The sequence below is a fragment of the Stappia sp. genome (genome assembly GCF_040110915.1).
In the GTDB taxonomy this organism is placed as follows: Bacteria; Pseudomonadota; Alphaproteobacteria; order Rhizobiales; family Stappiaceae; genus Stappia.
Window position 1 is genome coordinate 4,471,542 of sequence record NZ_CP157793.1, and the last position, 23,476, is coordinate 4,495,017.

A 23,476-nucleotide genomic window follows, 5' to 3' on the forward strand; every position below is an offset into this window, starting at 1 on the left:
TGCAGAAACCGCCGGTCCGACAGGGCCGGCGGTTTTTTCATGCGGACGGCGGCTCGTGGATCGCCCGGGTGCTGGCGCGCAGGATGAGGCGCCCGGCGATCCGGACCCGCTCGGGCCGTGGGGCCGGTGCGGCGATGTTGGCGAGCAGGATGCGCAGCGCGGCCGCCACCATCTCGTCCGGCGGCTGGCTGACGGTGGTCAGCGCATAGGCGGCCCAGCCGGCCATCGGCGCGTCGTCGTAGCCCGCCACGGCCACATCCCCGGGAACCGAGAGGCCGAGGTCGGCGCGCAGGACGTCCAGCGCGGCAATCGCCATGTGGTCGTTCGCGCAGAACAGGGCATCGGGGATCGGCGGTTCGGCGAACAGCCGCCGCGTGGCGGCGCGCGCTGTTTCCAGATCGTAGTTACCGACGTCCTCGCGATAGAGATCCAGGCCCTGGCGCTTCAGCTCGGCAACGAAACCGCGCCGCCGGTCGCGGCTGGTGGAGCTTCCCGGCCAGCCCGCCAGAAACGCGATGCGCCGATGACCGCAGGCGACGAGATGGCGGGCGATCGTCTCGCCGCCGGCCACATTGTCGGAGCTGACCGCCGACAAGGACGGGTCGTCGAGTGTCCTGTTGAACAGCAGGACGGGAATGCCGGCGGCCGAGCAGCGGGCGGCGAAGGTCGAGGACAGGCCGGCGGAGACCATGATCAGACCGTCGACCTGGTACTCCAGCAGTTCGCGCAGCACCGCCTCGTCGGTTTCGGCCGTCGGTGGGGTGAAGAACATCAGCGCGTGAAAACCGCGCTCCTGCAGGCCGCGCGAAAGTCTCTCGATCACGGTCGGATAGAAGAGATTGTCGAGATAGCCGACGACGATGCCGATGAGCCCGGAGCGCCGGGTGATCAGCGAGCGGGCGATCTTGTTGGGCCGGTAGCCGAGCGCCTCGGCGGCCGCGAGGATCCGGCTGCGGGTCTCCGGGGCGACGCTGGCGCCGGGCGTGAAGGCCCGGCTGACCGCCGATTGGCTGACCCCGGCGCGGCGTGCCACGTCCTGTGAGGTCACCCGCGCCATCGTTCAGCCGCGCATCCGAGCGGAGGCGGAGCGGGGAAGCTGGCGCGTGCGGCAGAGGCGACGGGCGGGCGCGGGAACGGGAAAGCGCGATGTCATGGCGGTCCTCGGCGGCAGGGCCCGGTGGATCCGTCTTAAAGGGGGATGCCTCCCATGATCGCGCCCTTGCCCGACGTCAAGATTACCCGGCGCTTTCCCCTACGCCAAGCGGGACGTCGCGCGCGGGCGGGACGCGGCGTCCGGCTGCCGGTTCTTGCGACTTGCGAGGGCCTGTTTGCGGGGCCCTGCGCATTGACCCGCCGGGGGTCTGGTCCCTAAGATCGCGCACAATGCCTGATTGTCGAAACGGATCGGATTCGCTCATGATTTTCGCTCGCCGACCATTCCTTCGCACCCGAGCGCGTCGCGCCGGCCCCCTGGCGCTTGCGCTCGCCGCCGGTCTCGCATTGGCGGGCGCGAGCGCGGTAGAGGCCCAGCAAGCGGGGGGCGCGCAGGGCGGGAGCGACGGCGCGCGCAACTGGGTGATGCAATGCGGCGAGGCGCAGGGCGACGCGCCCCGGCGGTGCCGCGTGGTGCAGAACATCGTTCTTCAGGAGACCAACCAGCGCCTGCTGACGGTCGTCGTCGAGCCGCGCGAGGGCGCGGAAAACCATGCGCTCGTGCTGGCCCTGCCGCATGGCGTCTTCCTGCCGGCGGGCGCCTCGATCGCGGTGGACGACGGCGAGCCTTCCGCCCTCGTCATCCAGACGAGCGATGCCAACGGGGCCTATGCCGGAACGGCGATCAGCGACGATCTTCTCGCGTCCCTGAAGAAGGGGAGCCGCATGACGGTCGCCTTCAAGACGGCGCAGCGCAAGGATCTCGCCGTGCCCGTGTCGCTGATCGGCTTCACCGCCGCCTACGACCAGCTGAACTGACCTGCACCGCACGCGTGCACCCCGCGCCGCACGCCGGCTTTCCCGAAAGCGGGAAAGCGGGCACCCCGGCCCGGCTGCGGACGGTCCGGGGGCCGGGGATCGGGGTTTGGGGCGGGACTGAGGAATACCGCGCTGCTCAGGGCCACCGAAAGCCACCGAACCGCACCGAAACTCGGGGGGCGGGCAGACCGTCAGGCCTGGGCCTCGAGCCGCCGCACGAGGTCGCTCCAGCAGCGCATCGACAGAAGATGGCAGTAGATCGCGGGCAGCGTGCCGGCCTTGCGCAGATCGAGGAACGCCGCGTCTGACAGGGCAGCGAACCGCTCCTCGCTGACGACCAGGAAGTCGTTGACGGTCAGCACCTCGCCGGAAGACAGGGTGAAGCGCCCCTCGTTGGGAATCAGCAGGTCGTGTTCGGCGAGTTTTTCGAGGGCGGCGGCGCTGGCCTGCGCCTCGCGGTGAAACGCGCTGCAGAACTCCAGCGCCTTCCGGGTGGCCTCGCTTGCCGCGCCCTCGGCGAAGAGTGCATGGCCGGCCGCCTCGCCGACCTTGTCGCTGGCGACATCCACACACAGGGCGAAATCCTTGCCCTGTGCATCGCGCGCCAGAATGAACGGGTAGCGGCGCAGGTAAGAGGGCACGTAGAGGTCCTCGACCCAGCCGCCCGCCGCGTTGACGAACAGATTGGCGTCGCGCCGCAGGCCGAGCACGGCAACCGCCGCCGGCGGGGTGGAGCCGGCGGCGAACACGATCGGATAGTGGCGGGCGGCGGCCGCGAACTCGATGGCATTCAGCGGCACGGCATGGGCGTTGCGGGCGAAGCCGTAATGCGGCGTGAGATCGACTTTCAAGGCGCCATGCGTGTCCGCGCGCAGGGGCTCGGGCGTGCGATAGAACAGCGGCAGGGCACCCGGCGCCGCGCTTGCGCCGTCTTCGGCAGGCGCCGCGCCGGCGCCATTGGTCTGACGGGCATCGCCCGGTGTGTCGCTCATGTGTGAAATCCCTTGCCTGTGGCGGTGCGCGAACGCACGTCGCGAACACCCTAACGGGTGTGCCCCCGTGGCGACAACCGTTCACGGCGCCCCTGTGGTCCCGGACCGAACAGAGCGGGGGAGGGCGCGTCTCGGTTGCGCGAAGCGGGCCTTTCCAGCGCGGTCTGGTTGTTCTACGCTCGCCGGCGAGACGCCACAGCGGGAGCGCGAATGACGACGGCGGGGAACGAGGGCGCGAGCGACCCAAATCCGGTGCGGGGCACGCACCACGGGGCGCGGTTCCATGGCCGGACCGTGATCGTCGACGGTGGCGCTTTTCGCGACTGCAGCTTCGAATCCTGCCGGATCGTCTATTGCGGCGGTGCCCTGCCGGTTCTCCAGGGGTGTCGCTTCGCGGACAGCCGCTGGACCTTCTCAGGGGAGGCGGCCAACACGCTGACCATGCTGACCGCGCTGCATCAGGGCGGGTTCGGGGGCGTGGTGGAGCCGACGCTGGAGGCGATCCGCAGCGGCGCCCTGGCCGCCGGATTGCCCGCCGCGACCGCTGCGCCTGAGGGCGACACCGCCCGGGGCGGATCGCCCGCCCGGGCGCGCACCATCGATCTCGGGTTCGGCGTCTTTCCGATCCCGCGCATCGTCCGCCGCCCGCGCTCGGACCGCACACCGCCCGCCGGGCCGACGGGCGACACTTAGCCGTATCAAAACCTCTCGGGAGACTGCCTCATGACGTCCCTCACCGATCTTGCCGCGCTCACCGCCGAGGACTTCTCGGCCCGCATGGCGCAACCGGTGCATGTCAGCGCCGACGGCGAAACCATGGCGCTGCGGATCACGGACGTCGCGCACAGGGGCCAGTCCGAGCGCCCCGGCGGGGCGTTTTCCGTGGTGTTTCGCGGTCCGAAGTCGCCGGTGATCGACCAGGCGATCCATCGCGTCGAGTTCGACGGCGAGGAGGCGATCGACCTCTTTCTCGTCCCCATCGGGGAGGATGCACAGGGCGTGCTCTACGAGGCGGTCTTCGCCTGAGGCCTGGTTGTCCCGGCCGAGCGATTTGTCAGCGGCTTCGCGCCCGTCGGGTTGGGTCTCTGCCGGCTTCGGAAGACGCAGCCCGCTGGCGGCGCCGATTGTCGAGCGCCCTGCGCGAGCGTGGGGAGGGGGCGTCCGATTTCGCCGTGTGACGCGCAGGCGCGCTGTCGTCCGGCTGCGGGGTGCGGGGCCCAGGCTGCGGATCGACCTGCATCTGCCTCGATCGGTCGGCCCAGGGATCGGTCAACTCCCGAGAATCGACGAGCCCCCGAGGATCGGCCAGCCCGGATCAACGCCGGATAGAGAAGAGAGGAGGCGGGTCGCGCCGGCAATCCGTTCAGGCCGGGTCCCAGCGCATGAGGTGATAGACGCCCTTGTCCTCGCGCTTGGTGAAGCCGAGGCGGGAATAGAGCCGCATGGCGGGGTTGTTGTACTCCACGTGAATGCCGACGCCGAGGCCGTCCGCCCGAGCGAGCGCCATCACGTCTTCCATCATCGCCCGGCCGAGGCCGTTCCCGCGCGCGTCCGGCAAGAGCGCGATGTCGATGACCCGGATTTCCGAGGGCCAGCGTTCCAGATAGAGCCGCCCGACGGAGGTGCCCGCCTGTTCCACGACGAGCCAGTCGGCATCCGGATAATGCTGCATGTAATGGGCATGCTGCGCGTGGAACTGCATGTCGAGAAAGGCGGTTTTCTCGTCGGCACTCCAGGGCAGCGGCGCGACTTCCTCCGCCCGGGTCGACGCATAGAGCGCGGCGAGGAACGGCAGGTCGCTTTCCGCGATGCGGCGAAGCACGAGCCCCCGCCGCTTGGCGCGGGGAAGCGTCGGGATCGGCCGATCTGCGGCCGCCGGAATGGCGGCCGCGGCAGGCATCGTCATGTCAGCCGGTTCCCGGTGGCGTCAGATCCCGCACGACACCATAGGTGAAGATCTGCGTCTGCGCGGGCGTCAGTGTCGTGAAGGACGCGTCCCAGGAGGTCGAGTCCAGCGTGAACTGCGACAGGATGTGCAGGCTGTCGTCGGTGCCGTCGCCCTGGAAGTAGGTCAGCCGCCCGTCTGAATTGTAGTCCATCCCCATTTCGCCGAAGCCCGGCGCGATCCCGATCTTGCGCCAGCTGCTCCACTGCTGGAACACGGCATCCACCTGCATGTTGGCGTGCAGGCCCTTGTTCTGGTCGATCGCCATCAGCAGGATGTGGCCGTCGCCATCGACCGCGGCGGTGACGGCCACGAGGTCGGTGTCGACCATGCCGGGGCGGACCCAGCGCGACCAATGGGCCGATCCGGGCTGGACCTGCCGGATCTGCGCGACCTGATTGTGGTTGCACACCATGAAGATGTTGAGCATGCCCTCCAGATCGACCATCGCGGTCGGCTGCGACAGGGCTGGGCCGCTCGCCGGCGTGTCGATCCGCGTCCAGTCGGTCCACTGGCCCGGCGTCAGGGTCGTGCCGCCCTTCATCTGGGTGACGTAGACCGACCGCGCCGTCTCTTCCTGGCCGGTTCCGATCAGCACGATGCGCCCGTCGGCGTTGTTGGCGAGGGTGAGCCGCGAGATCGCCGCGCCGGGCAACTGGATCCAGTCGCCGAAGGGCTGGTCGGGCGGTTCCGCCACCTTGACGTGGACGGTGATCGGCTCGGAGGCCCCGGGCGGGGTGATCTCCTCGGTCTGGTCGACGATCTTGTCCGGATTTTCGAAGATCCACCAGACGTTGCCGGTGCTGCCGTCGACGCCGAAGATCGAGATGCGCCCGTCCGCGTCGCGTCCCATGACGAGTTGCACCAGACCGTCGACCCCGGGCGGCAGACCGAGATCGATGGCCATGTTCCAGCGTTGCCCGCCGCCGGGCCCCTGCGGGGCCTCGTCGATGTAGTGCACCGTCGGCGTGTCCCGCGTCTGCGCGGCCAGCGCGACGCGACCGTCCGTCGTGACGCCCGTGCCGAGCACGAGATAGGCGGTGTCGGAGATGGCCGTCCAGCTCCCCGCCCACGGTCCGTTCGGCGCATCCTGGCAGACGTAGGACACTGCGTTGTCGTTGCCCACGTCGATGCCCACGACCATCAGCCGCGACAGTTCGGCGAAGGGAGTGAGGCCCGGATCGCTGCCGCCTGGAAGGAAGGCGTCGTCCTCGAGCGCGCGGTCTGTGTTTTCAATCGGTGCGTCCGTCATGGCGTCGCTCCCTTGACTGTGAGGTCCCCGTCGAAAGCCGCGTGTCTCAGCCGCGCGACGGATAAAGCCCTTGCAGCGCGATGATGAAATTCATCGTCAGATAGGGCTGCATGTTGTTGTGCGCGTTGGTTGCGCCGGCGCCCGGCAGCGCTTCGAAGGCCATGTCGACGTCCGGCGTGCCGCCATGGTACCCGTTCTGCGTGAGGGGTATCGCATATGCCGTGTTGGTCGTGGGGGTTCCCGTGGTTCCCACTGTATTTCCAGCGGCGCGTAGGGTGTGGTTGTGGTTCGGGAGCTGGGCTTCGCTGAGCGTCACCGTTTCGGTGCCGCCCCGCTCGCCGAGCCGGCGCGATGTGAGGCCCGGTCCCCGACCCGGGTGCATGGGGGCGCGTCCTTCCATGTTGGGAAGCGCCGTGGTCGTGCGCCCGTCGCCGCCGTAGGTGGTGCCGATGAGGGAGAACAGCGCCGTGTTCTGTGCGATCGGCAGAAGCTGACCGTTGCAGAAGGCCCAGCTGCGCGGGGCGAAATTGCCGGCGAAGATGCGGATTTCCGCGATGAAGGGTTCGGACATGGCGGCGCCTCCTCAGTGTCGGCTCGGATAGATGCCGACCAGCGCCATGATGAAATGGACGCAGAGGTAGGGCATCAGGTTGGTGTGCGACCGGCTGCCGCCCGTGTGGGTCACGGAGTCCGAGGACATGTTCGTGTCCTGCATCGCCTCGGCATACAAGTCCAAGCCAGAGGTGTCTCCCGTGACCCGACCCTGCGGGCTCGACGTGATGCCGGGAGAGGTGCTCGCTTGAAGCGGATGGCCGTGGGACGGCATCTGGTTGACGGTGAGCGTCACCTTTTCCGCTCCGCCCTTGGCCCCCAGCCGGCGCTCCGAAAGGCCCGGCCCGTGGCCGGAGTGAATCGGAATGCGACCGCGCAGGTCGGGCAGGCCGAAGGTGGTGCGCCCGTCGCCGCCGTAGATCGTGCCGAGCAGCGAGAACAGCGCGTCGTTCTGGCTGACGGCCAGCAACTGGCCGTCGCAGAAGGCCCAGCCGCGCGGGGCGAAATTTCCGGCGAACATGCGGATTTCGCCGACGAAGGGTTCGGACATGTCTTCGGCCCTCCCAAGCCTGACTGAAGAATGGATCGGATCGAAGCGCTCAGTTGCGCGAGGGGAAGAGCCCTTGCAGCGCGATGCAGAAATTCACGGCGAGATAGGGCTGCATGTTTTCATGCGCCTGTCCGCCGCCGGTGTTGGTGATCGTGCCCGATCGCAGCTGCACCCGCGTGCTCGCACTGTAGTCGACGTAGCTGTCCAACAAGCTCGCGAGCGTATGGCCGGCGGGTGAAAACTGGTTCCCGGGGTTCGAGTTCGCTTGCAGGTAGTGTGTATGTTCCGGCATTTCGGGCGTGCTGAGCGTGTGGGTCTCCTCGCCGCTTTTCTGCCCCTCCGCGTGGAACTGCCCGCCGTCGCTGCGCCCGACATGGATCGGCGTGCGCCCGCGCAGATCCGGCAGGGCGAAGGTGGTGCGCCCGTCGCCGCCATAGGTCGTGCCCAGAATGGAATAGAGCGACTGGTTCTGGTTGATCGGCAGGATCTGTCCGTCGCAGAAGCCCCACCCCCGCGGGGCAAAGTTGAACCCCACCATTCGGATCTCGGCAAGGAATGGTTCCGCCATGCTTTTCAGTCTCCCCCGGTTCTCGAAAGATGAACGTGCGTGTTCTGGTTTCTCGCTTCTGAAAGCAGGTCCGGCTCAAGTAAATCGACGATGAACATTGTAAATTTTCTCATCACACAATGCTCGTGTCAATTGAAAACCCGAAATTGGCGCGCTTTGCGAGCATGAACTCCCCCGCCTCGGGTGTCGTGCCTCCTGTCAGTGTTGACATCGCCGGTTGCACCCGGTTTGACGCCATGGCTGCCCCACTCACGGCGTCTGCCGCCGGACGGTTCCGCCATCCAACCGAGGCGTCGGCCCACGGTCTGGATGGCGCATCCGGATGCCGGGGCAGGGTCTGACCGACGACGTTTGACCTCCTGGTTCATGGCTGGGTACAGGTGGCGGGACCGGGCCCGACTGTGCCACCCAATCCAGCCTGGACGTTGATCGTCGACGCGCCGCCGGTAACCGTGTTCCGGCCCGCGAGGAAGGTTTGGATCGCCGCCGTATTATCCGCAGGGCCCGTGTAGCCGGCAAGCTCCAGATCGAAGCCAAAGAGCGCCGATACAGTGATGCTATGTGCTGCACCGGTGACGTCGATGTTGCCGACGATGTCCACGCAAGCCGTTGCGGAAACGCCTCCCCCAACCGCGATGCCGATATTGGGATCTGTGCCCTGGAACGTATTGTTGCTGATCGTGATCTGGAGGTCTGGGGCACCCGTGCTGGCATTGAGGAGGGCTCTGATTCCGGCGCCGGCGTCATTGGTGTCGATCGTGTTGTTGTCGATCAGACCGACCGTCGTGCCGGAAAAGCCCGAGCTACGCTCAACCAGGATGGCGGCGTCGCCGGAGGTACTGGCCTGGATGAGGGAGTTCTGCACCGTGAAGGACCCGTCGAGGTCGCTGCTCAAGACCGCTTGGCCGCTGCCTCCGGTATGCGCGATCTCCAGCCCGTCGATCACGCTGCCGTCGGCCACCGTAACCGTCGTCGTGCCGCTGGAGGTCAGCACCGGGGCGCCGGAGCCGGTGTTCGGATTGGTGATCGTCGTGCCGCCGGTGATCCCGGTGAGCTGAACGTTCGCCGGCGCGCCGCCGCCGAAGGAGAACGAGTCCTGGGTGTGGAAGCTCAGCAGCGATTGATCGGCTTCCAAAGTGAACGCAACGGAGCCGAGATTGATCGTGTCTTGCCCGCCAGTTGGATCGTTCAGCAGCACGATGTAGGTGGGAGTATCGACACCGGTCAGCCCATCTGCGGTCGAAATCAGACCCGCATTCGCCGCCGAAGATCCGTCGCCGGCGCCCGTCGCGGATGCCGCCACCCAGAACACGGTTCCTCCACCGCCGCCACCGCTGAGGCCGGACGTGTCGCTGCCGCCGAAACCGACATCCAGGAAATTGTAATCGCCGGTCGACGACAGGCCGGTGATCACGATGGGGTTGTCGGCCCCGACGCCGGCGGTATCGATGGTGCTCTCGGTGCCGGGATTGGTGCCCGAGCCATCGCCATACCGGAAGGTGACGCCATCGGCGATATTGGCGTTGGTGAGATCGATGCCGGTCTCGACGTCCTGGATCGTGCCGGAGCCGGTCGTGACCACATCCTGGCCGTTGTCGTAGTCGGTGAGATCCATGCCGGTGGAGCCGGCGGTGCTCGTACCGGTGATGTCCAGCGTGGCGAAGGTGATCTGCGCGTCGACCGTGCCGCCGGACAGATCGACGCCGGTCGTCGCGCCCAGACCGGTGATGTCCACATCGCCGAAGGCGATCGCGCCGTTGCTGCCGGCGACGTCGATGCCGATGCCGGTCGGACTGGCGATCGTGGTCGCGCCGAAGGTCACCGTGCCGGAGTTGGCGTTGAGATCGATGGCGTCGCCCGTCGCATCGGTCACGCTTGTCGTGCCGAACTGGACCGTCGCGGCGTTGCTCGCAAGCGCGATGCCGGTGCCGCCGCCGGAGGTTCCGGCAATCGTCACCGTGCCGCCATCGACCGTGCCGCCCGACACGTTCGTCAGGCTCACCGCGTCGCCGGAGATCGTGCCCGTCCCCGTCAGCGAGGCGAAGGTGACGGTGCTGCCCACGGCGACGCCGTTCATCACCAGCAGCCGGCCGGTGCCGGTGGAGGCGATGCTGTTGCCCCCGCCGGTGACGTTCACCGTGCCGCCTCCGGTCGCCGAAAAGCCCGTGCCGGACGTCGTGTCGATGTCGAGCCCGCCGTTCGTGAAGCTCACGGTGCCGGCATTGTTGGCAAGGGTGACGGCGTTGCCCGTGCCGGTGTTGATGATCTTGCTGGTGCCGGAGAAAGTGGTCGTGCCGCCGGTGTTGGTCTGCACGCTCACCGTCGCGCCGCTGCCCGACAGGTTGAGATCGTCCTGGAAATCGATGCCGCCGCCGCTGTTGCCCGACACGTCGATGCCGCCGCTGGCGCCCGATCCGGTGATGGCGCCGGTGAGCGCCACCGTGCCGGCCGTGCGGCCCGTGATCTCGACGATGTCGCCGGCCGTGGTCTTGCTGACCGCCGCGGCGATGGTGACAGGGCCCGAGCCGCCATTGATGTCCACGCCGATGCCGGCCGGATCGTCGGTCGCGCCGATGGTGCCGCCGTTGATCGTCACGGCGTTGACGGCATTGGTGATGTCGATGCCGTCGCCGGTCGTGCCGTCGATGTCGACCGTTCCGAAGGTCACCGCGCCATTCGCGCCGCTGAGAGCGATGCCGTCCTCCGCCGTGTTGTTGATCGTGGCGGAGGCGAAGTTGAACGTCGACGACGAGAAGCCGGAAATCGTGATGCCGTCGCCGAAAACGGCGGTCCCGGCAATGCTCACCGCACCGCCACTGAAGGTGCCGCCGTCGACATCGAACAGGCTGATGGCATCCCCGCCGGTCACCGTTCCCGGGGCCGTCAGCGTGTCGAAGGAAACGCCGGTGCCGCCGATCCCGATCTGGTCCATCCGCAGGATCCGGCCCGTCTGCGTGGTGATCGATTCGGTCCCGGCATTGGCGACATTGAGCGTCAGCGTGCCGGTGCTGCCGTCGGCGACGAAGCCGGTGCCCGAGGTCGTCGTGATCTCGAGGCCATTGGTGAAATTCACCGTGGTCGTCACGCCCGCGCCCCCGACGATGTCGACACCGTCGCCGGCCGTGCCGGCACCACTCGCGTTGTCGATGGTCGTCGTGCCGAAGGAATAGGTGCCGGTCGAGTTGGTGATCCGCAGGCCCGCGCCGCCCGAATTCGTGACGGTCAGATTGGCGATGTCGAGCCCAGTTGCGCCGGCCCCGCCGAGTGCGTCCCCGCCGGTGATGAACACGCCAGAGCCGCTCGCGTTGGAGGAGGTAACCGTTTCCAGATCGATGCTGATCTGCGTCGGATTGATGAAGAGTGCCGTGCCGTTGTTGGAGGTGATCTGGTTGTTGCTGGCGGGGTCGTTGATCGTGACGCTGCCGGAATCGGTGGCGCGGAAGCCGAAGGCGCCCGTCCCGTTCACGGTGATGTCGACGCCGTTGAACGTGTAGGCGCCGGTGTTCGCCCCGCCGGCGCTGGTCCCGAGATCGACGCCGCTTGCGTTCGCGCCGGCGGCGTCATTCAAGATGGTCGTTCGGTCGTTGAACGTCACGTTGCCGGCGGAGTTGGTGACGGCGATTCCGGTGGTCGCCGCGTCGGCGATGGTGGTGGTTCCGGCAACCGTGATCGTGCGGCCGGTTGCGTCGAAACTGTCGACGAGGAAGGCCTCGTCAAGATTGGTGAGCGCCAGGCTGGCGAAGTCCACGTCGATGTCGTTCGCGGCGGCTGTGATGTTGCCGATCGAGAGGCCGGTGTCGGTCTGGTTGGTCGCATTGCCGATCGTCACGGCACCAAAGTCGATGTCGACGCCGGTCGCCGAGAGCGTGTCGATGGAAACACCGTCGCCGGTGGCGGCGACCTGGCCGACGGTGGTGTTGATGTTGACCGCCCCGAAGCCGATTGTCTGCGTCGCCTCGCTCAGATTGGCGATCTCGATGCCGAATCCGGTGTAATTGTCGAGCGTGGTCGCGCCGGAGACCGTGAACGAGGACGTCGTCCCGAGATTGTTCAGCAGGACGCCGGTGCCGGTCGTGCCGCCGCCGTTGCCGGTGATCGAGGTCAGCGCGAAGGCATTGGCCGTCACGCCGGACAGACCGAGCGCCGTGCCGCCCGACACATCGATGTCGCCCGACGTCGCCTGGACGGACAGGCCGCCGCCCGTCGCCGAAAGGCCCGCGCCGTCGGTCGTGGTGATATCCACATCGGCAAGGTTGATCGTGCCGCCGCTGCCCGCGAGCGCGACGGCCGTATCGCCGCCGCCATCGCCATAGCCGGTGATCGACACATTGCCGAAGGTCACCGTGCCGCCGGTCTGGCCGGTAACCTCGATGACGCTGTCGCCGGTCGCCGTTGCCGAACTCACCGTGCCGAACTGGATCGTGCCGGCGCTCTGTCCGGCGATGTCGATCACCTTCTCCGTGTTGCCGCTCGCACTGAGGGCCGAATTGACCGTCACGTCCCGACCGCCGGCCCCGATGGCGACGACGGTGCCGGTCGTGCCGTCGATGTCGGACGCCGCGTCGACGCTGATCGCAGCCGTCGAGGCCGTGCCCGCGTCGACGCTGAGCGCCGTTCCGGCATTGCTGCCGATGAGGTCCACGTCCGTGAGGGTGATGGCCGCGTTGTTGTCGTCGAGCGCCACGCCAATGGCGCCGGCGCCGATGCCGCCGATCTCCAGATTGTCGAGGGTGACCGTATGGGCGGCGTTGGTGATGCCGGAGACCAGGATCGCCGCCTCGCCGGTCGTCAGGCCGGCGGCATTGAAGGTGGTGTTCGCGATGGTGTTGTCGCCGGCGGCCGCGATGATCGAGGTCGCCCCGGCGTTGCCGTTGGACGCCGTCACGACGTTCTGGGTGACGGAGCCCCCGGTCGTGCCGAAATCGCCCTCGATGTTGGCTGGCTTGATGCTGCCGAAGGACACCGAGTTGCCGTCGGCGAAGCCGTCGAGCGACTGCCCCTCCTGAAGCGTGAACCCGTCCGCGCCGCCGCCGCTCACGTCGATCGTGCCGGCGGCCGTATGCGCCACGAAGACGAAGGTCTGCCCTGTGTTGGTCAGGCCTTCCGCCTCCGTCACCGTCAGCACCTGATCCGCGCTGAGCGCGATGTTGAGATTGTGCACGCCGGCGGCAATGGCTCCGCCGGTTTCGCTGACGAAGAGGACGCTTGTCGGCGAGACGGGGAAATTGGCGTCGCCGGTGAAGGCGACGTCGCTGAAGTCGAAGCTGGAGGCGTTGAGCGTGCCGCCGCCCGCGTCGACCGTGTAGGCGCCCGCCTGGCCGTTGACCGTGATGCTGCTCGCTTCGTCCGGGCCGCCGGGCGCGCCGTCGCCGAAGGTGAACTGGACCGCCGCCGTCGGATCGATGACGACGCCGCGATGCAGGTCGGTGATCGAACTCGGCGTGTCGCTGGTGCTGTCGGTCGCGCCGACGGTGCCGAGCGTGACCGCCTGGTCGCCGTCGATTCCCCTCAGATCGACGCCGATGGAGTCCGTGGATGTGTCCGGCCCCGACAGGGCGACGGAGGCGTAGGTGGCCGCGCCCGTCAGCTCTGCGCCGTTAAAGTCGATGCCGACCTGGGTGCCGGCCGCACCGATGTCCTGAATGATCGTCGCGCCGAAGCTCGTCGCCGCGTTGGAATTGACGTAGCCGATGCCGCGCGCGCCGGCACCCGTTCCCATGTCGATGGTCGTCGCGCCGAAGGTCACGGCGCCGGTGTTGCCGTCGAGCGTGATGCCATTGCCGCCCGCATCCGTGACGGTGGTCGTCCCGGAGAAGGTGACGCTGGCATCATTGCCGCGCAGCACGAGGCCGTCGCCGGTCGCCCCGTTCACGTCGGTCGTGCCGGTGACCGTGAAGCTGCCGGAGATATCCTCGAGCAGCACGCCGGTCGTGCCGCCGTTCGCCGTGATGCTGGTCAGCGTCACATCGGCGGTGAAGGGGTCGAACAGCACGCCCGCGGCCGCCGTGGAATTGACGGTGCCCGACGTGGTCGCGAGGCGGAAGCCGCTGCCGGCCCCGGCGTTGAACGCGCCGGACCCCGTCACGTCGAGGCCGGTGCCGGCGGAGGTCACGTCCAGCGCGCCGAAGGCCAGATCGCCGGAGACATTGGCGAGCACGAGGCCGGCGCCCGCGACCGTGCCGCCCTGGCCGATGGCAAGATCGCCGCCCGTCACCGTGTCGCCGGTGAAGTTCGCATCGCCGCCGCCGGTCAACCCGCCGTCGGCGTCGAAGGCGACATCGGTCATCGACACGCCCGCGCCGCCGGCGGCGGTGACCGCGTTGCCGTTGAAGGACGTCACGACAATGGATCCCGCGCCGGACCCGTCGAGCGAAATGCCCGCCTGCCCGGCAAGCGCGACCATCACGTTGTCGAGGCGCGCCGTGATCGATTGCCCGCCGTCGGTGACGCGCACGCCGTCGCCGGTGATGTCGTCGCTTGGCCCCGTCGCCGAGCCGCCGATGGTGACGCCGGAAATCGAGGCACTGGCGCCGGCGATGTCGATCCCGTCGCCGCCGGTGTTGTCGATGGTGTTGGTGCCGGCGAGCGTGAAGCTGCCCGTCGCGTCATCGTCGGTGACGCGGATGCCGTCGCCGCCCGCGGCGTTGATGTCGAGGCCGGTGAGGGTGACGTCGGCGTCGGAATTGGTCACGGCCACCGCGTCGCCCCCGGCGCGGAGTGTCGAGGCATTGGTGGCATTGCCGATGGCGATCGTGCCGCCGGAATTCGCGCCGATCTCGACGCCGGCCCCCGTCGGGGCGGTCGTCGCGCCGATGCGAAGCTGGCCGGTCGCGGTGGTGCCGATGTCGAGCGTGCCGGCGGTCTGGCTCACCGTGACGCCGGTGGCCCCGCCGTCGACGACCAGTCCCGTGACGCCATTGGCCGTGCCCGTGCCGAGCGCGATGGTCGTATTCGCGCCGCCCACGGCGACGCCGGTGCCGCCCGCGCCGAGATCGAGATCGGCCGAGGTCAGCGTGAGGCCGTTGGCCCCGGTGATCGCGTCGAGGTCGATCGCGGTGCCCGTGTGGCCGGCGAGCGCCGCGGAACCGAGGACGATGCCGCCATTGGTCGTGTCGACCGTGTCGAGCGAAATGCCGTCGTCCGCCCCTCCGGCGGTGACCGCCAGCGTGTCGAAGTTCAGCCCGCCCGCGCCGATGCTGACATTGGCGAGATCGAGCGCGGTTCCCGTCCCGGTCGTGATCGTTTCGGCGCCGCCCGTCGCCGCCACGCCGATGGTTGCGCCCCCGGAGGCCGAAACGCCCGCGCCGTTCGCCGTGTCGACGGCGAGCCCGCCGCCGAAGGCCGATGTGCCGCCGGTCTGACTGATGCCGCCGCCCGTTCCGGTCTGGGTGACGGTGACGGCGCCGTTGAACGCCGTCGTGCCGCCCGACTGGACGATGCCGTCTCCGGTTCCCCCGTGGGTGACGGTCAGCGTGTTGTTGAAGGTCGTGGTGCCACCGGCGACGACGAGGCCGTTTCCGGTGCTTCCCGCGGCCCCGGTCATGGTCACGGCACCGTTGAACGTGGCGCTGCCGCTGTTCACCGTGAGAATGTCGCCGGTCATGCTCGACAGGGTGCCGGAGGTGGTCCCGTTGAACGTGACGTCGGTTCCGCTCGTGACGATGCCGTCCCCGTTGGTGGTGACGCTGGTGTTTTCGAACGCGACCGTTCCGGTCACGGAGTTGAGGGTGATGCCGGTGGCGGTCGAGCCGTTCGAAACGGTGAGGCCGGTGACATTCAGGTTGGCTGTGCCGCTGGCGAGCAGGGCCGAGCCGCCCGCGCCGGTGTTCCCTAGAATGAAATCCTGAAGAACCGCGTTATTGCCGGCCGTCAGCGTGGTGGTCGCGGCGCTGGTCAGCGTCGCGGCGCCGTTGCTGGTGGGGTCCGAGATCGTGTCCGCAGCACCCGGCACCCCGGAGAAAAGCGTGGTGTCGATGTCCAGTCCGCTGGTCGCGAAGGTCCGCCCGTTCCCGAAAGACGCCATGGTCTGGTCGTCGGACAGGGTGAAGCCGTCGTTGTCGACGATCGTCGCCCCATCGTCGATCAGGACGAAGATGACGTTCGCGGTCGTGATCGCATCCGCCGTTGCAATCGTGGCGCGGTTGTCGACGTCCGATCCGGAGCCGTCGCCGGTTGCGTTCGCGGCAACGAAGACCAGCTGGTCGCCCGGGCTTGAGTTGAAGTCGAGCGCGCCGGTGAAGCTCGTCACGTCGTCGAAATCATAGGTTCCGGCCGTGACGTCCTTGCCGTTGCGGATCGCCCAGGTCGCCGCCGATATGGACGATCCCTGGTCGTCGCTGTCCTCGCCGTCGCCGAACACCAGGGCCGTATCGGTGGCGGCGGAGAAGCGCACGCCGATGTCGACGCCGGCGATGGTCGCGCTCTCGCCCCCCGGATCGGCGTCGCCGAGCCGGATCGTGCCGGTTCCGGTGGTGCCGGACAGGTCGACGCCCGTCGAGCCGGTGGCACCGGTGCCCGTGACGTCGAAGTCGCTCGCGGTCAGGTCGGCGTCGACGGTGGCGCCGGTCAGGTCGAGACCGGTGGCTCCGGCCGCGTTCAGCGCGATGTCGAGATCGTTGAAGGTCGTCGCGCCCGTGGTCGTGCCGGTGACGGCGACGGCGGCGGCCGCGTTGGTCATGGTCACCGACGTGGGGCCGGCGAAGGTGATGTCGGAGGCATTCCCGCCAAGCTGAAGGCCGGCGTTCGTGGAGCCGCTCACGGTGGTTGCGCCGGTGACGGCGAAGGCGCCGCCCGAGAGCCCGTTCAGCGTCACGCCGGTGGTGCCGCTGCCCGTCGAGGACAGGCTGTCGAAACTGACGCCGCCCGCGGCCAGTGCGGTCCCGGACAGGCTGAGGGCCTGACCGGCCGTCGATAGGATGCTGGTTGCGCCGCCCGCCGCGATCCCGAGGGTCCCGCTGTCGGAAGCCAGGAACCCGGTTCCCGTTGTCGTGTCGATGTCGAGATCGCCGGTGAAGCTGAAGGCTGCCCCGGCGTTGGTCTGGAGGTCGACCGCCGTTGCCGTGCTCGTGTTGGCCGTCACCCCGCCGCTGAAGGTCGCGCTGCCGCCGGTGTTGTTGCTGGCGAGAATCGCGGTCACCGCATTGGTCTGCGTGATCGTGCCAGCATAGGTCAGGTCGGCGCTGCTGTTCTGGATCGACACGGCCGTGCCGGACGGATCGGTGATCGACGTGGTCGCGGCGAACTGCAACGTGCCCGCCGACCCGTTCAGGATGTCGAGACCGGCGTCGCCCCCGTTCAGCGTCGTGGTGCCGAGGAAGCTATAGGTCCCGTCGGCGTTGTCGAATTGCAGGCCGGTGCCGTCGCTCGCGGTCAGTGTGCTGCCCGCCTCGAAGGTGGCCGTGCTCGTATCGCCGTCCGAGACGAGCAGAAGCTCGTTTGTGGCGTTCGCCTGCGTGACCGTGCCGCTGTAGGTCAGCGTCACGCTGGAGCCGATGAGTCCGACCGCCTCGCCGTCGATGGCCTCGATCGTGCCGCCGTCGATATCGATCGCGCCGCTCGAGCCGCCCGCCACGCCGAAGCCGACCTGGCTGCCCGCGCCGCCGTTCACGTCGAGTTGCGCGAAGGACAGCGTGCCGTCGAGGGTTGCCCCCGACACGACCACGCCCCCGGTGCCCACCGTGTCGATGTCGACCTGACCGAACGTCAGCGTCCCGACCCGGTCGGAGATAGAGATGCCGGTGCCGGTCGAGGTGTCGATATCGAGCAGACCGGCGAAGGTGAGGGTGCCAGCCGAGGTGCCGGCTGTGTTGAACCCGTTCAGTTCGACCCCGTTGCCGCCCGACCCGGAGATCGTCACGGTGTCCTGGAAGGTCACATCGGCATCGAAGCTGTCCTGAATGTCGATGCCGTCGTCGGTCGCGCCCGCGATCGTGACGGGGCCGGCGAAGGTGACGGCGCCAGTCACGTCGTTGAGGTCGAGCCCGTCATCACCCACGCCGGTCACCGTGGTCGCGCCGAAGGTGGCGGCGCTTGCGGTGCCGGCGAGCGCGATGCCATCGCCGGTGGCGTTGGTGACGGTGGTCGCGCCGGTGACGGCGAAGGCGCCGCCCGAGAGCCCGTTCAGCGTCACGCCGGTGGTGGCGCTGCCCGTCGAGGACAGGCTGTCGAAACTGACGCCGCCCGCGGCCAGCGCGATGCCGTCGAGCGACAGCGCCTGCGCGCCGGTCGCCGCGATGCTCTCGGCTCCCGCATCGGCGATGGCAAGCGTGCCGCCGCCCGTCGCCGTGAGGCCGGCCTGCCCGTCGGTGGCGATCTCCAGCCCGCCGGTGAAGGCGATGTCGGAAGCCTGGCCATTGTTGTCCAGCGAGACGCCGGCGCCGGCGCCGAGCGCGGTCGCGGTGCCGAGCGAGACCTGGCCGCCGAAGGTCACGTCGCTGGCGGCCGTCGCGCCGGAAACGGTGATGCCGCCCGCCCCCGCGCCATCCGACGCGATGGCGCCGAAATGGCTGAACGACCCGCCGATGCGGTTGGTGATGGCAACGGCCGTGCCGCCGGTGTTGGTCACCGAACTCGCCGCGTCGAAGGAGATCGCCGCATCGCCCCCGGTCACGCTGAGCGCAGTCGTGCCGGTAATGTCGACATTCGTCCCCGTCACCGTCCCCGACACGTCGGTGAGGCTGGCGCTGCCGGTGAGTGTCACGTCGGTGAGCGCGATCGTGCCGCCGGTGGTGTTGGCAAGCGTCAGCGCGCCGCCGGACAGCGTGCCCGCCGCGCCGCCATTGGGCAGCGTGCCGCGGGCGAGGGTGACATCCGCAGATCCGCCGTCGAGGTCGAGCAGCGTGCCGGCGACGTCGATGGCGTTGCCGGAGAGCGTGAGCGTGCCGGTGGCGGCGTTGACGTCGAAGACGGCGCGTCCGGCGCCGACGTTGGACACGGTGACGCCCTCGATCGCGATCGGCCCGCTGCCGGTGATGTCGAGCACATCGCCGGTGCCGCCCGCCCCGGTGAGCGAGACATTGGTGACGTCATTGTCACCGGCCAGCAGGAACAGGTCGGCGGCGCCGGAATTGGCGATGGCGATCGCGCCGCCCGTTCCGGTTCCCGCGTCGCCGCGCGCCACCGTCACGGAGGCGAGCCCGGAGACATTCACAGGCGCCCCGCCGATGGACACGGCATTGGCGTTGTCGAAGCCGGTCACATTCTGTCCGCTGGCGAGCGAGAAGCCGGTGCCGCCGTTCAGCGTGGTGAAGTCGTAGGTGCCATCGAGGAAGACGAAGGTGGTGGCGGTGGCGAGCGTGTCGGCATCGGCCACCGACAGCGGATTGAAGAAGGAGCCGTCGCCGGCGCCGGTCGTGGCGGCGGCGGAGACGAAGGTGTTGCCGGTCGCCCCGAACTCGGCGACGCCGGTGAAGGCGACATCGTCGAAGTCGTAGGTGCCCGAGGTCGAGACGAGGCCCTTGACGCCGACGGTCGCGCCGTTGGCGCCGACCGAGATGGTGCTGTTGGTGCCGTTGGCGTCGGTGCCAGACCCGTCGCCGAAGGTGAACTCGGCATTGGCGCTGGTGGCCGCCGAATTGCCGGACGACAGCTCCACGCCGACCGCCGCGCCCGTGCCGGTGAAGGTGATCGACGAGCCGGTGGCGAAGGAGACGGTCTGCCCGCCGGTGGTCGACGACAGGTCGATGCCGACCGCGCTTGCATTCGTGCGGCCGGTGATCGTGGTGACGCCGAAGCTCGCCGGGGTATTGGCGCCCGACAGGTCGATGCCGGTGGTTCCGTCGCGCAGATCGGAGATCGTCGTCGCGCCGAAGGTGACCTGCGCGTTGGTGCCGTTGATGTCGATCCCGGCCACGCCTGCGCCGTGATCGACGGCCGTCGTCGCGAAGGTGGTGGTCCCGGCGTTTCCGGTGATGTCGATGCCGTCGCCGCCGGCATCGGTCACCGTCGTCATGCCGAAAACGGTGGCGCCGGTGTTGCCGGCAAGCGCCACGCCCGCGCCGCCCGCGCCGGTCACCGTGGTCGCGCCGAAGGTGGCGGCGCTCGCGATGCCGGCGAGCGCGATGCCGTCGCCGGTGGCGTTGGTGACGGTGGTCGTGCCGGTGACGGCGAAGGCGTCGCCCGAGAGCCCGTTCAGCGTCACGCCGGTGGTGGCGCTGCCCGTCGAGGACAGGCTGTCGAAACTGACGCCGCCTGCGGCCAGCGCGATGCCGTCGAGCGACAGCGCCTGCGCGCCGGTCGCCGCGATGCTCTCGGCTCCCGCATCGGCGATGGCAAGCGTGCCGCCGCCCGTCGCCGTGAGGCCGGCCTGCCCGTCGGTGGCGATCTCCAGCCCGCCGGTGAAGGCGATGTCGGAAGCCTGGCCATTGTTGTCCAGCGAGACGCCGGCGCCGGCGCCGAGCGCGGTCGCGGTGCCGAGCGAGACCTGGCCGCCGAAGGTCACGTCGCTGGCGGCCATCGCACCGGAAACGGTGATGCCGCCCGCCCCCGCGCCATCCGACATGATGGCGCCGAAATGGCTGAACGACCCGCCGATGCGGTTGGTGATGGCAACGGCCGTGCCGCCGGTGTTGGTCACCGAACTCGCCGCGTCGAAGGAGATCGCCGCATCGCCCCCCGTCACGCTGAGCGCAGTCGTGCCGGTAATGTCGACATTCGTCCCCGTCACCGTCCCCGACACGTCGGTGAGGCTGAGACCCGATCCCGTCGCGCCGGATATCTCGACGTCGGTCAGGGTGACCGCGCCGCTTACGTCCGACAGCGCGACGCCGTTGACGATCGCGCCGGCGCTGCCGCCGATGGTCAGCCCTTCGAGCGTCACGCCGGCGATGCCGGAGCCGGACAGCGCCGTCCCGGCCGCGCTGCCGATCGTGAGATTGCGCACGGCATTGCCGTTCGCCAGCGACAGGGTCGCCACGGCGCCGCTGCTGTTGGTCAGCGTGGCGGCGCCCAGGCCGGTCGGGTCGGAGATGGCGGTCGATCCGCTCGGCAGGTTCGCGCCGGTGATATTCGCAGAGATCAGCAGTCCGTTCGAGGCGAAGGTCCGCCCGTCGCCGAAGGTGTCGACGGTCTGATCGTCCGAGAGCTGGAAGGTGAGCCCGCTCGTGTCGAGCGCCGATCCGTCGTTGATCAGGATGAAATTGACCGTCCCGAGCCCGGCGGCGGCGCCGATCGCGGTCGCGATCGACGCGCGGTTCTCGGTCGACGAGCCGTCGCCGGTCCCGGTGGCGGTCGCGGCGACGAAGTAGTTGGTCGTGGTGGAGGCGGTGAAGTTGAACGGGGCGCTGAAGCCCGTGGTGCCGAACGCGTAAGCGCCGTCGGCGGCGTTCACGCCGACCCCGTCGAGCGAGAAGGCGGTTCCGCCGATGTCGCCGCCGCCCCAGGTGAAGACCGCGTCGGGCGCCGCGGCCGCGGCACCGTTCGATCCGAGCACGATGCCGGTCTCCACGCCGGCGATCGTTCCCCCGTTGGTGACGGTGACGCTGCGCCCGTTCTGCGTGCCCGACAGGTCGACGCCGCGGCTGCCGGCCGTGCCGGTGCCGCTCACATCGAGGCTTTGGATGGTCACGGTCGCGTCGCCGCCGGCGAGATTGAGGCCCGTGCCGGCGCCGAGCGCGGTCACGTCGACGTCGCCGAAGGTCAGCGTCGCATTCGAGGTGCCCGTCAGGTCGATGCCGTCGCCGCCGGCATTGGCGAGTTGCGTCGTGCCGGTGAAGCCGTAGGTGCCGCCGCCGCTGATCGACAGCGCGTCGCCGCCGCTGCCGTCGGTCGCCAGATTCTCGACCGCGATGGTGCCGCTGTTTGCCGCGAAGGTCACCGCGTCGCCGGAAACACCGGTGACGGTGATGTCGGACAGCGTCGTCGTGCCGGTGTTGTTGGCGATCGACAGGCCGGTCGTTCCGCCGGTGATGGTGATATTGCTGATATTGGCCGACTGGTTGTTGAGAAACAGCGACGTGCCGGTGATGCCGCTGAACGACACGTTGCTGACGGTGGCATTCGTCGCGCCGGTGACGCGAATGCCGTCCGTGGCGTTTTGCACCGAGAGGTCGGTCAGCGTGAAATCCGAGACATTGGTGCCGCCGATGGCGGTCGCCCCGCCCTGGATCGTCAGATCGCGGATCGTCACGCCGTCGGCCAGCGTCACGGTGGTCACGCCCGGATCGCCGTCGATGGTGCCGTTGGTGCCTTCGAGCAGGAAGTTCGCGGTCGTCCCGTCGCTCAATCGCGTGGCGATGGTCTCGCCGCCGCCGGTCAGGATCTGGCCGGACTGGAGGGTGACGCCGGAGGTCGTCACCGCGCCGCCGGCGCCCAGCACCACCACGATGCCGTCGGTCCCGGCGTTTGCGACCGCCGTCGCAAGGCTCGTCGGATCGGCGAAGCTGCCGCTGCCCGACGCGCCCTGGGAGGCATAATAGACCTGCCCGTAGGTTCGCCCGGTCGCCGGATTGACCACCGGTATCCCGGCGATCGCGGTCGAGCGGCCCTTCTCGCCCGTGCGGATGCCCGTGTCCCGGCGCACGCCCTCGTCCATGCGGTCGCGCAGCGCCGACATGCGGCCCTCGCCAAGGGCGCCGCCGCCGTTTCGCCCGGCGAACAGGGGTATGCGCAGCCGCGCGGAGGCGATGGCATCGACATCGTCCTCGCTGTCGAAGACCACCTCCGCGCCGAGGGTGAAGCGCGAGCCGGCGAGGCTCAACACGTCGTCGACACGATACTCCAGCCCGAGGCGCGCGCCGCTGCGCGTGTCATATCCCTCGCGATCGTAGAGATAGCCGCCGGCATAGGGACGGATCGATTGCCCGGCGCCGAAGGGCGAATCGAACAGCGCGCCGATCTCGCCGGTCAGCCCGTAGAGCAGGGCCTCGGTCCGGTCGGTCCGTACGCGCCCCTCCGTGAGCTGGTTGCCGATCACCGAGACCGTGCCGGTGGACGCGATGCTCGAGCCGGCGCCGGCCGATCCGCCGATGGGAATATGGGCGTTGAGACGCAGATCGAAGATGGAGGTGAAGGCTTCAAGCCCAAGCGTCGCGCCGGCGAACACATTGTCGTTGTCGGTGCGCACCACGTCGATGAAGGCATTGGCGCCCAGGATCAGATCCTCGCCGACGATCTCGCGCAGACCGAGCCCGAAGGCGGTCGCGCCGCGATTGTCGGTGTCGTAGTCGAGACGCATGTCGAGGAAGACGAGGCTGTCGGCATCCTGCGCGAGCGGCATGAAGCCCTCGAGAAACGCCGAGGAGCGCGCCCCCGCCTGGGCCCCGGCTTCCGCCCAGGGCTGCCAGGGCGCGGCCACATCCTGTGCGAACGCCGACCCGCCGCCGCCGGCCAGCAGGGCGGCCGCGCAGGAGGACGTCAGAAGGTCGCGGCCCGGACGGCGCAGGCCCGCATGGCGCAGGGAGGAGCGGCGCGTGGCCGGGGTGGGCTGGGCCGAGGCAGGAATGGAACACCCCCAAAGACTCTAAGTTGCGAAAGTAACGCGCGTGAACTGACCCGATTTCAGGATTAAATATCTGAAAAACGGGATGAAAGCGGACGGCCCCGGAACGATTGCCGCTAAGGAAAGATATGGCAATCGGGAATCGATGCTACCGGGAGTTAGGTGTTAACTTTTGGCAAGGGTGTTGCAGGAGTGCAACGATCCCGAGCG

11 protein-coding genes are annotated in these 23,476 nt (G+C 68.9%); 3 read left to right on the forward strand and 8 right to left on the reverse strand.

Translation table 11 applies throughout. The features are described 5' to 3' along the window. Nucleotides 1-37: 37 nt before the first annotated feature. Nucleotides 38-1,057 (reverse strand): LacI family DNA-binding transcriptional regulator, encoded by a 1,020-nt coding sequence (locus ABL312_RS20050; protein WP_349359164.1) that lies wholly within the window; start codon nucleotides 1,055-1,057, stop codon nucleotides 38-40. A gap of 359 nt (nucleotides 1,058-1,416) precedes the next feature. Between ABL312_RS20050 and ABL312_RS20055 the strand changes: the two genes are divergently transcribed. Continuing rightward, on the forward strand, nucleotides 1,417-1,971 hold the full coding sequence (locus ABL312_RS20055; protein WP_349359165.1) for an invasion associated locus B family protein: 555 nt from the start codon (nucleotides 1,417-1,419) through the stop codon (nucleotides 1,969-1,971). Between the two features lie 191 nt (nucleotides 1,972-2,162). Here ABL312_RS20055 and ABL312_RS20060 read toward each other — a convergent pair whose 3' ends face one another. Then, on the reverse strand, nucleotides 2,163-2,963 hold the full coding sequence (locus ABL312_RS20060) for a SapC family protein (RefSeq protein ID WP_349359166.1): 801 nt from the start codon (nucleotides 2,961-2,963) through the stop codon (nucleotides 2,163-2,165). A 210-nt stretch (nucleotides 2,964-3,173) separates the two neighbouring features. Between ABL312_RS20060 and ABL312_RS20065 the strand changes: the two genes are divergently transcribed. Both ABL312_RS20065 and ABL312_RS20070 read left to right on the forward strand, forming a co-directional pair. Further along, nucleotides 3,174-3,656 (forward strand): hypothetical protein, encoded by a 483-nt coding sequence (locus tag ABL312_RS20065; RefSeq protein WP_349359167.1) that lies wholly within the window; start codon nucleotides 3,174-3,176, stop codon nucleotides 3,654-3,656. Nucleotides 3,657-3,686: 30 nt separating this feature from the next. Continuing rightward, a complete protein-coding gene (locus tag ABL312_RS20070) occupies nucleotides 3,687-3,989 on the forward strand; it encodes a DUF6916 family protein (RefSeq protein ID WP_349359168.1) in 303 nt (100 codons plus the stop codon). Between the two features lie 337 nt (nucleotides 3,990-4,326). Here the strand turns inward: ABL312_RS20070 and ABL312_RS20075 are convergent, their stop codons facing one another. The 6 genes from ABL312_RS20075 to ABL312_RS20100 all read right to left on the reverse strand — a co-directional run bounded on the left by ABL312_RS20075 (nucleotide 4,327) and on the right by ABL312_RS20100 (nucleotide 23,122). Beyond that, nucleotides 4,327-4,869, reverse strand: coding sequence for a GNAT family N-acetyltransferase (locus ABL312_RS20075; RefSeq protein WP_349359169.1), 543 nt, complete (start codon nucleotides 4,867-4,869; stop codon nucleotides 4,327-4,329). A 1-nt stretch (nucleotide 4,870) separates the two neighbouring features. Next, nucleotides 4,871-6,160 carry a hypothetical protein gene (locus ABL312_RS20080; protein ID WP_349359170.1) on the reverse strand — a complete coding sequence of 430 codons (1,290 nt, stop codon included), beginning with the start codon at nucleotides 6,158-6,160 and terminating at the stop codon, nucleotides 4,871-4,873. A 46-nt stretch (nucleotides 6,161-6,206) separates the two neighbouring features. After that, complete coding sequence (locus ABL312_RS20085) at nucleotides 6,207-6,731, reverse strand: tail fiber protein (protein WP_349359171.1); 525 nt, start codon at nucleotides 6,729-6,731, stop codon at nucleotides 6,207-6,209. Between the two features lie 12 nt (nucleotides 6,732-6,743). After that, a complete protein-coding gene (locus ABL312_RS20090; RefSeq protein WP_349359172.1) occupies nucleotides 6,744-7,262 on the reverse strand; it encodes a tail fiber protein in 519 nt (172 codons plus the stop codon). A 49-nt stretch (nucleotides 7,263-7,311) separates the two neighbouring features. Further along, nucleotides 7,312-7,830 carry a tail fiber protein gene (locus ABL312_RS20095; protein ID WP_349359173.1) on the reverse strand — a complete coding sequence of 173 codons (519 nt, stop codon included), beginning with the start codon at nucleotides 7,828-7,830 and terminating at the stop codon, nucleotides 7,312-7,314. A 364-nt stretch (nucleotides 7,831-8,194) separates the two neighbouring features. Then, entirely contained in the window at nucleotides 8,195-23,122 is a 14,928-nt protein-coding gene (locus tag ABL312_RS20100) for a right-handed parallel beta-helix repeat-containing protein (protein ID WP_349359174.1), read from the reverse strand. Nucleotides 23,123-23,476 lie beyond the last annotated feature (354 nt).

What these genes read in the sequence shown, in the direction of transcription:
- ABL312_RS20095 (WP_349359173.1), bottom strand. Translation starts at nt 7,830, where the DNA reads ATGGCGGAACCATTCCTTGCCGAGATCCGAATGGTGGGGTTCAACTTT.
- ABL312_RS20090 (WP_349359172.1), bottom strand. Translation starts at nt 7,262, where the DNA reads ATGTCCGAACCCTTCGTCGGCGAAATCCGCATGTTCGCCGGAAATTTC.
- ABL312_RS20075 (WP_349359169.1), bottom strand. Translation starts at nt 4,869, where the DNA reads ATGACGATGCCTGCCGCGGCCGCCATTCCGGCGGCCGCAGATCGGCCG.
- ABL312_RS20055 (WP_349359165.1), top strand. Translation starts at nt 1,417, where the DNA reads ATGATTTTCGCTCGCCGACCATTCCTTCGCACCCGAGCGCGTCGCGCC.
- ABL312_RS20070 (WP_349359168.1), top strand. Translation starts at nt 3,687, where the DNA reads ATGACGTCCCTCACCGATCTTGCCGCGCTCACCGCCGAGGACTTCTCG.
- ABL312_RS20060 (WP_349359166.1), bottom strand. Translation starts at nt 2,963, where the DNA reads ATGAGCGACACACCGGGCGATGCCCGTCAGACCAATGGCGCCGGCGCG.
- ABL312_RS20050 (WP_349359164.1), bottom strand. Translation starts at nt 1,057, where the DNA reads ATGGCGCGGGTGACCTCACAGGACGTGGCACGCCGCGCCGGGGTCAGC.
- ABL312_RS20080 (WP_349359170.1), bottom strand. Translation starts at nt 6,160, where the DNA reads ATGACGGACGCACCGATTGAAAACACAGACCGCGCGCTCGAGGACGAC.
- ABL312_RS20085 (WP_349359171.1), bottom strand. Translation starts at nt 6,731, where the DNA reads ATGTCCGAACCCTTCATCGCGGAAATCCGCATCTTCGCCGGCAATTTC.
- ABL312_RS20065 (WP_349359167.1), top strand. Translation starts at nt 3,174, where the DNA reads ATGACGACGGCGGGGAACGAGGGCGCGAGCGACCCAAATCCGGTGCGG.